Origin of the sequence: Actinoplanes sp. NPDC051633, assembly GCF_040681735.1 — a bacterium.
Classification (GTDB): domain Bacteria; phylum Actinomycetota; class Actinomycetes; order Mycobacteriales; family Micromonosporaceae; genus Actinoplanes.
Map to the genome: position 1 here is coordinate 1 of NZ_JBFAZH010001364.1, position 1,882 is coordinate 1,882.

A 1,882-nucleotide genomic window follows, 5' to 3' on the forward strand; every position below is an offset into this window, starting at 1 on the left:
CGAGCGGGCGATCCGCGCGGTGATCTAGGGCAAACGCTCACCCGAATTCCAGAGCCGCATCGAGCAGCCAGTCGGCCAGATAACCGGCGAAGGACGACCGGACGAGCACCAGATAGTCGTCGCCGGACTCGCTCAGCGACAGCAGCACCACGCCGGCCCGCCCGAGCGTGGTCTGCGCGGTCCGCCCGCGGCCGAAGACCCGCGGATGCAGGTCGATCGCGCAGCCCTTCGGGAGGACCTGGCGGACCCGCGCACCGGTCAGCCGTACGATGATCCGCTGCGCCGAGACGTCGGTGACGGAACCGCCGGACGGCAGGGCACCGATGGACAGCCACTCGTCCGGCCCGAGCCAGACCGCCCGCCCGGCGTCCAAATCGACCCAGGTGTTCGGCCCGGTCGGAGGAGCCGAGCGGACATTGAACATGGGGACGTACGGCTGCACCGAGATGCTCACGGCCGGCGACAGCGCGGCGAAGGACGCCGTCCAGGCGTCGAGCGGATGGGTACGCGTCAGCTCAGCCATCGCGGCGGGCTCCTTCCGGATCGACCAGCACCGAGCCGGTGACCTCGACGGGCACCAGGTCGCCGCCGACGGGAACGTGAACGGTCTCGCCGATCCGCGAGCGGCCGCCCCGCACCAGGGCGAGGGCGAACGGCCGGCCGAGCTCGGCGCTGCGATAGCTGGACGTGACGTGGCCGAGCATCGGCACCGGCGGGGCGGGCAACCGGCCGTCGGCGCAGAAGTCGACGATCTGCGAACCCTCGGGCAGCACGGTCCGCCGGTCGACCGGCAGCAACCCGACCAGTTGCTTGCGCATCGGGTCCAGGTTGGCCGCGCGGGTGAAGGACCGCTTGCCGATGAAGTCGGGCTTCTTCTTCGACACCGCCCACGCCAGGCCCAGATCGTGCGGCGTGACCGTGCCGTCGGTGTCCTGGCCGATGATCGGGTATCCCTTCTCGGCCCGGAGCACGTGCATGGTCTCGGTGCCGTACGGGGTGATGCCGTACGGCCGGCCGGCCTCCAGGAGCCGTTCCCACACCGCGACCGCGTACCACGAGTTGACGTACACCTCGTAGGCCAGCTCGCCGGAGAAGCTGACCCGGCCCAGGCGCACCGGGACGCCGCCGAGCTCGGTCTCCCGCAGGGCCATGAACGGGAACGCCTCTTTGGACACGTCGACGCCGGGGAAGAGCGCGCCGATGACGTCGCGGGAGCGCGGGCCGACGACCGGGAAGGTGGCCCACTGTTCGGTGACCGAGGTGCAGTGCACGCGCAGGTGCGGCCACTCGGTCTGCAGCCACTCCTCCATCCAGTCGAGGATCTTCGCCGCGCCGCCGGTGGTGGTGAACACCAGGAAGCGGTCCTCGGCCAGGCGCATGACCGTGCCGTCGTCGATCACCATGCCGTCGACCCCGCACATGACGCCGTACCGGACCATGCCGGGCTTGAGGCTGCTGATCAGGTTCGTGTAGAGCCGGTCCAGCAGGACGGCGGCGTCCGGGCCCTGCACGTCGATCTTGCCGAGGGTCGAGCCGTCGATGATCCCGACCCCGGTCCGCGCGGCGGCGCACTCGCGCAGGACCGCGGCCTCCATGTCCTCGTCCGCCCGCGGGTAGTACCGCGGTCGTTTCCACTGGCCGACGTCCTCGAAGGCGGCGCCGGCCGCGACGTGCCAGTCGTGCAGGGCGGTGTACCGCTCGGGGTCGAAGAGGCGCCCACGGTCGCGCCCGGCGAGCGCGGCGAACGCCACCGGGGTGTACGGCGGCCGGAAGGTCGTGGTCCCGGTGTCCGCCACCGGTACGCCGAGCATCTCGGCCACGATGCCGGAGGTGATCACCCCGGAGGTCTTGCCCTGGTCGTGCGCGGTACCGATCGTGGTGT

2 protein-coding genes are annotated in these 1,882 nt (G+C 71.4%); both read right to left on the reverse strand.

What is annotated here, in order from left to right:
• Nucleotides 1-37 precede the first annotated feature (37 nt).
• Nucleotides 38-523, reverse strand: a complete 486-nt coding sequence (locus tag AB0M20_RS41020) for a sarcosine oxidase subunit gamma family protein (protein ID WP_364306668.1) — start codon at nucleotides 521-523, stop codon at nucleotides 38-40.
• A partial coding sequence (locus tag AB0M20_RS41025) for a glycine cleavage T C-terminal barrel domain-containing protein (protein ID WP_364306670.1) occupies nucleotides 516-1,882 on the reverse strand: 1,367 nt, incomplete at its 5' end. The genes AB0M20_RS41020 and AB0M20_RS41025, both read right to left, overlap by 8 nt.

Bases quoted from the DNA above. Each gene is read 5' to 3' on its own strand.
- AB0M20_RS41020 (WP_364306668.1), bottom strand. From the start codon at position 523: ATGGCTGAGCTGACGCGTACCCATCCGCTCGACGCCTGGACGGCGTCC.